Here is an 8,064-nt window from a genome sequence, read left to right on the forward strand (position 1 = left end):
CGCCGCGACCGCGCGCGAACCGCCCGCGGACGGCCTCGCGCTCGTCGACCGGGATGCCGGGCCCGTCGTCGTCGACGGTGAGGACCGCGCCGGGGCCGGCCGCGACGACCCGCACCGCCACCGTGCCGCCGGACCGCCCGTGGCGGACGGCGTTGACCAACAGGTTGTCGAGCACCATCCGCAGCCCGGGCGCCCAGCCGTCGACGACGAGCGTCCCGGGCGCGTCGAGCACGAAGGTCGTCCCGGGCGCGGCGGTGCGGGCGGCCTCGACCGCCTGCTCGGCGAGCTCGGCCAGGTCGACCGGTCCGCGGTCGGTGCGGGCGCCCGCGTCGCCACGGGCCAGCGCCTGCAGCGCGTCGAGCAGGTCGACGAGGCGCGCGTGCTCCTCGGCGATCTCGTCGAGCATCGCGGTGCGCTCGGCGACCGGCAGGTCGGGGTGCGACCGCAGCGCCTCCACGGTGGTGGTCAGCGCGGTCAGGGGCGTGCGGAGCTCGTGCCCGGCGTCGGCGGCGAAGCGCTGCGTCGTGTCGAGCGCGGCGCGACGGTCGGCGTCGGAGCGCTCGAGCCGGGCGAGCATCGCGTTCAGGGTGGCGGCGAGCTCGCGGACCTCGGCGGGCCCGTCGGTGTCCGGCATCCGGACGTCGAGGTCGGCGGTCGTGGCGACCCGTCCCGCGTCGCGGCGCAGGCGCGTCAGGGCACCGAGCGCGGGCCCCGCGAGCAGGAACGCGAGGAGCGCGGTGCCGAGCACCCCGCCTGCCCCGGCCAGGAGGAGCCGGTCGCGGAGGGCGTTCCGCCGCGCGTCGAGGGTGGTCAGTGGCGACGCGGCCTGCACGACGAGCCCCCGGCCGACGGCGCGCTGCACGATCCGCCAGTCGCCCTCGGGCGTCGACACGGTCGTCGGGACGTTCGGCGCGGAGAGCGGGAGCCCGGGGTCGGCCGTCCCGCCCAGGCGGTCCAGGACCTCCCCGCCGCGGACGATCCGGATCAGCGCGACGTCGCCGCTGCCGGTCACGGGGCCGAGGATCCGGCCGACGCGCCGGGTCGCGCGGACCGCGGGCCGGCCCAGGACCCCGGTCGTCCGCACGGTGTTGCGGCCGACCTTCGCGGCCTGCTGCGCCCGGGCGCTCAGGGCGTCGTCGAGGTCGGAGCGGTCCGATGCGGTCGCCGACGTCAGGACGAAGACGCCGGCGGCGAGGAGGGCGATCAGCGCGGCCAGCGCTGCGGCGGCGGCCACGCGGGTGCGCAACCTGCCGAGGGGACCCCGGGCGCTCACGGGCGCAGCACGAAGCCCTCGCCCCGGACCGTCCGGAGCATCCGCGGTCGCCCGTCCTGCTCGAGCTTCCGCCGCAGGTACCCGACGAACACGTCGACGACGTTCGTGTTGACCGCGAAGTCGTAGCCCCACACCCGCTCGAGCAGCTGACCGCGGCTCAGGACCGCGCCGGCGTGCTCCGTCAGGCACGCGAGCAGCGCGAACTCGCGGGCCGTGAGCGCGAGCTCGTCGCCGTCGAGCCACACGCGGTGGCGGCGGCGGTCGACGCGGAGCGATCCGGCCTCGAGCACGCCGACGGCGGCCGGGGCGGTGCGGCGGAGCAGGGCGTGGAGGCGCGCGACGAGCTCCGGCGTGGCGAACGGCTTGACGAGGTAGTCGTCTGCGCCGGCCTGCAGCCCCTCGACGCGGTCGTCGAGCCCGTCACGGGCGGAGAGGACGCAGATCGGTGTCGTGTCGCCCTGCGCGCGCAACGTGCGGATGACACCGAGCCCGTCCGTGCCGGGCATCGTCATGTCGAGCACGATCGCCCGGGGCGGACGCTCGCCGACGGCCGCGAGCGCCTCGTCGCCGCCCTCCGCGAGCCGGACGACGAAGCCCTCGAGCCGCAGGGCGCGGTCGAGGGCGCGGCGGACGCCGGGGTCGTCGTCGACGACGAGCACCGTGGGGGCGGACATGGTCGGGGCGAGGGTACGCGAGCGGGACGACGGGGGAGGCGGGACCGCCGGCCCCTCCCGCGGCGCGCGGGGGAGCCGGCCGTCCCGGAGGGATCAGCCCTTCGCGGCCGCGCGGTCGGCCTTGCGGTCGGCGCGGTGGTCCTTGCGGTGCTCGGCGCGCGCCTGCTTGATCGCCGCCTTGACGGGCTTGCCCTCGCGGACCGCCTTGACGACGGCGTCGACCTCGGCCTGGGTCAGGCGCCCCTTCTCGACGGCCTTCGCGAGGCGCTTCTGCGCGGCGTCGGCGCGCTTGTCGCGCAGCTGCTGGACCGTCAGGCCCTGCTTCTCGGCGCGCTGCTTCTCGGCCGCCGCGCGCTTCGCGGCGTACTGGTCACGGACCTCGGAACGGGCGTCCTGCACGTCCTTCACGGAGACGCCGAGGGCCTTCGCGAACGCGGCCTGGTGCTCTGCCTTGGCCTCCTTGCGCTTCTCGGCGCGCTGCTCGGGGGTGGGCTTCGTGGGCTTCGTCGACGTGCCGTCGGCCGCACCGGCGACGGCGGCGGTGCCGCCGCCGACGGCGATGGTGGCCGCCAGGCCGAGGGCGATCGTCTTCGGGTTGGTGAGGGGGTTGTTCATGGGAGCCATGCTGCTGGCCGTTCCTGTGAGGACGTTGTGGGGCGCGCCTTCCGCCCCGGTTGACGCGCTCGGTACGCTCGGAAGAGCCCCTTTCGTCCCGTGTCCGCACCGGATCCGGTCCGATCTCCGACAGGCAGGTCACGATGCTCTTCAGCCGCAAGCCCGACGCCCTCATCCCCGCCGAGGACACGCTCCCCGGTCGCGATCAGCTGATGCCCGTCCACGGCGTCCACCCGGTGCTCGCGCGGCCGATCGTGCCGCCGTTCCCGGAGGGCTCGCAGCACGCCTCGTTCGGGATGGGCTGCTTCTGGGGCGCCGAGCGCACGTTCTGGACCGCACCGGGCGTGCTCGTCACCGCCGTCGGCTACCAGGGCGGCGAGACGCCGAATCCGACGTACCGCGAGGTCTGTTCCGACAGGACGAACCACGCGGAGGTCGTGCTCGTCGTCTGGGACCCCGCGCAGGTGAGCTTCGAGCAGCTGCTGCGTCGCTTCTGGGAGGGCCACGACCCGACGCAGGGCATGCGCCAGGGCAACGACATGGGCACCTCGTACCGCTCGGCGATCTACACGACCACGGACGAGCAGCTCGAGCAGGCCGAGATGTCGAAGGTGAACTACGGCAAGTCGCTCGCCGCGGCCGGCCACGGCCCGATCACGACCGAGATCCGCAACGGCGGTCCGGGCGAGGCCGCGTTCGGCGGCGCCCTGGTCGGCGGCGAGATCCCGTTCTTCTACGCGGAGCCCGACCACCAGGCCTACCTCCACAAGGTCCCGAACGGCTACTGCGGCCACGGCGAGACGGGCGTCAGCTGCCCGGTGGGGCTGGTCACCGCCTCGTAGACCCGCCGGCTCACGGAGCGGCGCGCCACGCGTGCGCGCCGCTCGTCCGGCCTACTTCGCCGCGATCGGCGCCTTCGCCACGTTGGCGTCGATGAGCTTCTGCATCCCGTCGATCGCGTACGGGAGGCTGTGCACGCTGTTGAACGCGACCGCCGCACCCGTCTGCGGGGCGTCGTAGTACGGGACCTCGATGACGCGGCCCTCCTTGACGACGTCGAGGTTCGCGAACGCCTTGTTGTCGAACACCTTCTTGCGGGTGTTCTTGTCGATCAGGACGAAGAGCCGGTCGACGTCGAGGGTCTTCAGGCGCTCCTGGCTGATGTCGGTGCCGAACTCGCCCTTCGCGAGCTTGTCGATCCGGGTCGAGCTGGTGAAGCCCATCTCCTTCAGGAACTGCCCGCGCGGATCGGTCGAGCTGAACGCGTAGAAGCCCTGGCTCGGGTCGATGATCATCGCCTCCTGCGTCTTGTACTCGGGGTGTGCCGCGCGGACCTTCGCGAACCGCTCGTCGACCTGGCCGATCAGCTTCTCGGCCTGCTCCTTCCTGCCGACGGTCTCGGCGATCGAGCGGGTCTCCTCGCGCCACGGGGTCGTGTACGCCTTGTACTCGGCGCTCTGCGCGACGGTCGGGGCAATCGCCGAGAGCTTCTTGTAATCGGCGGCGTTGATCTCCTGGTAGATGCCGAGGATCAGGTCCGGCCGGAGGGCCGCGACCTTCTCGAAGTTGACCTCGAAGCCGCCGTTGCTGACGACCTGCGGCGGCGAGCCGCCCCAGTTCTCCCACGGCCACTTCGCGAACGTGCCCTGCTGGAACCAGTCCATCGCGCCCACGGCCTTGATGTCGAGCGCGAGCAGGGTGTCCTGGTCGCGCAGCCCGACCGTGACGATCCGCTTCGGCTCCTGCTCGATGGTCGTCGTGCCGCGGGCGTGCGTGACGGTGATGGGGAAGCCGGACCCGGCGGCGGAGGCCGCGCCGGTCGTCGTCGGGTCGTCGGAGTCGTCGCTGCCGCACGCGCCGAGGGCCAGCGCGAGGAGGAGGGCGGGGAGCAGGAGGAGGCGTCTCATAGGTAGGGAAGCCTAATCTGATCGGCCGTCGGTGCGGTCGCCGTGGACCCGTTTGCGGCCGTGCGTCGAAGCGGTCTGTCCGTCCTGCGACAGTCGATGGCGGAACGGACGGGGTGCACGGCCCTGCGGGTCGGACGAGCGACGGTCGATCGCTCAGGACGGACACGTGGTGTCGCCGGGGCGACGGACGAGCGGGTACGGTCCATCGATGGCGTTGCCGACGACCACCGACCACGCGGTCGTCCCCGGCGTGGCGGCGCCGCTCGTGACGGTGGCGCGCTTCGCTCCGTCGTGGCGCGGGCTTCGGGGACCACTCGCACCCGGAGCACCAGGTGCTCTGGTCGGCCGGCGGCGTGCAGCACGTGACGATCGGACCGACGCGGTGGTCGCTGGCCCCGAGCCACCTGGCGTGGGTGCCAGGAGGGGTCGCGCACGACGTGTCCGCGGCCCGGTCGGCCGACCTCGTGTGTGCGTACGTCGACCCGCTGCGGTGCCCTGCCGATCGGGTCGCGGCCGCCGCGACGGTCATGCACGCGACCCCGCTGGTCCGGGAGCTGCTCCTGCTGCTCGCCGCCGCCGAGCCGGACGCGGCCGTCCGGGAGCCCGCGGGCGAGCTGCTGCTCGGGCTGCTCCGGCCGGCCCCGGTCCCGGCGGTCGCGCTCGTGGACCCGGCCGACGACCGCGCGGCGGCCGTCGCGTCCGCCCTCGTCGCACGCCCGGACGACCGGCGCGACCTCGACGCCTGGGGTCGCGCCGTCGGGGCGAGCGGCCGGACGCTCGCCCGGCTGTTCGTGGCGGAGACGGGGCTCACGTTCGCCCAATGGCGCACCCGCGCGAGGATCCGGGCGTCGCTCGACCTGCTCGCCGACGGGGTGCCGGTCGCCCGGGTCGCCGGCCGGGTCGGCTACGCGAGCCCGAGCGCCTTCGTCGCCGCGTTCCGCCGGACGACCGGGCGGACGCCGGGGGCGATCGGTGGCGACGGCGGCTGACGCTCTCGGCGGACGTGCGCCGCGCGGCGGCTCGGTGCCACCGGTCCGCGGGTCTGCCGATGTGTCCCGCCTCGCCGTTCCTCTCGGGTGAGCGCCCTCCAGCGGGAGTTCCGCCTCGACGTACCAAATGGTACGTTCGAGATGAACCGATGCAGAATCCGTTCCTCTACGACCGCCCGCTGCCCCCGGATCAGCTGGTGGACCGCACCGCCGAGCTGGAGCAGCTCCTCCAGCTCGCCCGCGCGGGCCAGTCCACGAGGATCGCCACCCCTCGGCGGTTCGGGAAGACCACGCTGCTCGGCGCGCTGGCGGAGACCGCGTGGAGCGCGCACGAGATGATCCCGGCGTACGTCGACCTCTCCGGGGTCACGACCGTCGACGACGTCGCGCTGCGCATCGACCACGCCTACGAGCAGGGCCTGGACCGCGGCAAGCTCCGGGCGGTCTGGCGCGGCGTCCGGCGGCGGGGGACGGCCAACGCGCGGTTCGGCGTGCCCGGGATCGCGCAGGTCGGGGGAGGGATGGGCGCGCCGTCGGCCGAGGTCGCGCTGGCGCGCCTGCACGACGCGCTCGACCTCCCGCGGCTGGTCCACGCGCGCACGGGGCAGCGCTGTCTCGTGATCCTCGACGAGTTCCAGGACCTGCTGACCGCCGAGGAGGGGCTCGACGGCGTCCTGCGCAGCCACATCCAGCACCACTCGGCTGTGGCGTCGTACGTCTTCGCCGGCAGCGAACCGTCCCTGATGGCCGCCCTCTTCGGCGACCGACGCCGGCCGCTGTTCGAGCAGGCCCGCTCGGTCGCCCTCGGGCCGCTGCCGCTGGCCGACCTGGCGGACTGGATCGACGAGCGGCTGGACGCCGCCGGACGGGAGGGGTTGCGGGAGCACGTCGACACCGCCGTCTCCCTCGTCGGTGGGCACCCGCAGCGCGCGATGCTCCTGGCGCACTTCCTGTTCGAGCAGGACGACGACGACCCGGACGCCCTGGACGGGGCACTGGAGGGCGCGCGGCGCGAGGCCCGGGACGGCCTCGCCCAGACCTGGCGCGCGCTGTCGGTCGCCCAGCGCCGGGTGCTGGGTGCCGTCGCCCGCGGGCACGATCGGCTGCTGACCGTCGCGGCGCTGCAGGCGACCGGACACGCCAAGAGCACCCAGTCGGCGGTCCGGCGGCAGCTCCTCGACGACGCACACCTCCGCGAGCTGCCCGGCGGCGCGGTGCAGCTCGTCGACCCCCTCCTGGGGCTCTGGACGACGTCGCCGCAGTGATCCCGATGCGACCCCGGTCGCGGAGCGGCGCCCCTACCCGCCGACGGCCGTCGTCCCCTGGGACAGGCGCGAGCCCTCGCGGGCCTTCTCGACCGTCAGCTGCATCGGGACGCGCTGCTTGAGCTCGGGGACGTGGGAGACGATGCCGACGGCGCGGCCGCCGTCGCGGAGGGCGTCGAGGACGCCGAGAACCTCGTCGAGGGTCTGCTCGTCGAGCGTGCCGAAGCCCTCGTCGATGAAGAGCGTGCCGAGGTCCAGGCCGCCCGCCTCGGCGCTGACGGTCTCGGCAAGCCCGAGGGCCAGCGAGAGCGACGCGAAGAACGACTCACCGCCCGACAGCGTGGAGGTGTCGCGCTCCTCGCCGGTCCAGCCGTCGCGGACCCGCAGGCCGAGCCCCGCGTTGCCCTTGCCGCGGCCGCTCGCGGGCTCCTCGTGCAGCACCAGGGCGTAGCGGCCCGACGACATGCGGAGCAGGTGGACGGTCGCGGCGGCCGCGACCTGCTCGAGCCGGGCCGCCAGGACCCAGGAGGAGAGCTGGATCTTCCGGCGGTTGCCGGCGCCGCCGCGGGCGAGCTCCGACAACGCGTGCGCCCGGTCGGCGGCGTCGGCGAGGGGGCCGAGCGCGTCGAGCGACGTGAGCAGCGCGTCCCGGCGGTCCTCGAGCGCGCGGACGCAGGACGCGGCGGACGCGGCCTCCGACGTCGCGGCGGACGCGGCGCTCCGGGCGGCGGCCAGCGCGGCGGTCGTGCCGTCGACGTCGGCCGCGGGCTCCAGCGCGACGGTCGCGATCTCCTCCTGCGCGAGGACCGCCCGTGCCCCGGCCTCGGACGCGTCGAACGCCCCGACCTGCCGCTCGACCTCCGCGGCACGGGTCTTCATGAGGACCGCCGCGACGGCCTCCTCGGCCGTGGTGAAGCGGCTGTCCTCGAGGGCGGCCCGCAGGCCCTCGGCGGCCTCCTCCGCGGTGCGTCGCGCGTCCTCGTCCTTCGCCAGCGCGTTCGCCGCGCCGTCGAGGCGCTGCTCCTGGTCGCGCAGGCGGTAGATCATCGCGGCGACCGTGCCGGCGTCGCCGCAGGCCGCGGCGATCCGCTCCCGCGTGGCGGCGAGGTCGGTGCGGGCGGACGCGAGCGTGGTGGTCGCCTGCGCGTGCCCGGTCGCGGCCACCGACACCGCGAGACGGGCCTCGTCGATGGTGCGGGTCAGGCCCGCGATCCGGGCGACCAGCCGCTCGAGCTCCTGCGCCTCCGCCCGCGCGGCGGCGAATCGCCCGGCCGCGGTCTCGCGTGCGGCGCGCAGGTCCTCCGCCGTCGCCTCCCCGGCCGCGGCGGTCGCGCCGGCCAG

General features: G+C 75.0%; 8 protein-coding genes and 1 pseudogene. 4 read left to right on the forward strand and 5 right to left on the reverse strand.

Going from position 1 to position 8,064, the window contains the following annotated elements:
* From PATMI_RS34515 to PATMI_RS29630, 3 genes are all read right to left on the reverse strand, one after another.
* Positions 1-1,234: sensor histidine kinase (locus PATMI_RS34515; protein ID WP_051471492.1), on the reverse strand; the 1,234-nt coding region annotated here is incomplete at its 3' end.
* Between the two features lie 35 nt (positions 1,235-1,269).
* On the reverse strand, positions 1,270-1,947 hold the full coding sequence (locus PATMI_RS0112370) for a response regulator transcription factor (RefSeq protein WP_026911120.1): 678 nt from the start codon (positions 1,945-1,947) through the stop codon (positions 1,270-1,272).
* Positions 1,948-2,040: 93 nt separating this feature from the next.
* Positions 2,041-2,562 (reverse strand): hypothetical protein, encoded by a 522-nt coding sequence (locus tag PATMI_RS29630; protein ID WP_036725764.1) that lies wholly within the window; start codon positions 2,560-2,562, stop codon positions 2,041-2,043.
* A 143-nt stretch (positions 2,563-2,705) separates the two neighbouring features.
* Between PATMI_RS29630 and msrA the strand changes: the two genes are divergently transcribed.
* The gene (msrA, locus tag PATMI_RS0112380) at positions 2,706-3,404 is read left to right on the forward strand and encodes a peptide-methionine (S)-S-oxide reductase MsrA (protein ID WP_026911121.1); all 699 of its coding nucleotides are present in this window, start codon (positions 2,706-2,708) and stop codon (positions 3,402-3,404) included.
* Positions 3,405-3,455: 51 nt separating this feature from the next.
* On the opposite strand, the gene PATMI_RS29635 is transcribed toward msrA, so the two are convergent.
* Positions 3,456-4,469, reverse strand: coding sequence for an iron-siderophore ABC transporter substrate-binding protein (locus tag PATMI_RS29635; protein ID WP_036725766.1), 1,014 nt, complete (start codon positions 4,467-4,469; stop codon positions 3,456-3,458).
* A gap of 305 nt (positions 4,470-4,774) precedes the next feature.
* Between PATMI_RS29635 and PATMI_RS38520 the strand changes: the two are divergent.
* From PATMI_RS38520 to PATMI_RS0112395, 3 genes and pseudogenes are all read left to right on the forward strand, one after another.
* Positions 4,775-4,924, forward strand: a pseudogene (locus tag PATMI_RS38520) (AraC family ligand binding domain-containing protein); the annotation flags it as partial.
* Between the two features lie 9 nt (positions 4,925-4,933).
* The gene (locus PATMI_RS29640; RefSeq protein ID WP_342673049.1) at positions 4,934-5,458 is read left to right on the forward strand and encodes a helix-turn-helix transcriptional regulator; all 525 of its coding nucleotides are present in this window, start codon (positions 4,934-4,936) and stop codon (positions 5,456-5,458) included.
* A 149-nt stretch (positions 5,459-5,607) separates the two neighbouring features.
* Positions 5,608-6,723, forward strand: a complete 1,116-nt coding sequence (locus PATMI_RS0112395; RefSeq protein ID WP_026911122.1) for an AAA family ATPase — start codon at positions 5,608-5,610, stop codon at positions 6,721-6,723.
* Between the two features lie 33 nt (positions 6,724-6,756).
* Here the strand turns inward: PATMI_RS0112395 and PATMI_RS37930 are convergent.
* Positions 6,757-8,064 (reverse strand): SbcC/MukB-like Walker B domain-containing protein (locus tag PATMI_RS37930; protein ID WP_026911123.1); only part of this gene is annotated, 1,308 nt, incomplete at its 5' end.

The organism is Patulibacter minatonensis DSM 18081 (genome assembly GCF_000519325.1).
Lineage (GTDB): Bacteria > Actinomycetota > Thermoleophilia > Solirubrobacterales > Solirubrobacteraceae > Patulibacter > Patulibacter minatonensis.

Bases quoted from the DNA above. Each gene is read 5' to 3' on its own strand.
- PATMI_RS29635 (WP_036725766.1), bottom strand. From the start codon at position 4,469: ATGAGACGCCTCCTCCTGCTCCCCGCCCTCCTCCTCGCGCTGGCCCTC.
- PATMI_RS29630 (WP_036725764.1), bottom strand. From the start codon at position 2,562: ATGAACAACCCCCTCACCAACCCGAAGACGATCGCCCTCGGCCTGGCG.
- PATMI_RS0112370 (WP_026911120.1), bottom strand. From the start codon at position 1,947: ATGTCCGCCCCCACGGTGCTCGTCGTCGACGACGACCCCGGCGTCCGC.
- PATMI_RS0112395 (WP_026911122.1), top strand. From the start codon at position 5,608: ATGCAGAATCCGTTCCTCTACGACCGCCCGCTGCCCCCGGATCAGCTG.
- msrA (WP_026911121.1), top strand. From the start codon at position 2,706: ATGCTCTTCAGCCGCAAGCCCGACGCCCTCATCCCCGCCGAGGACACG.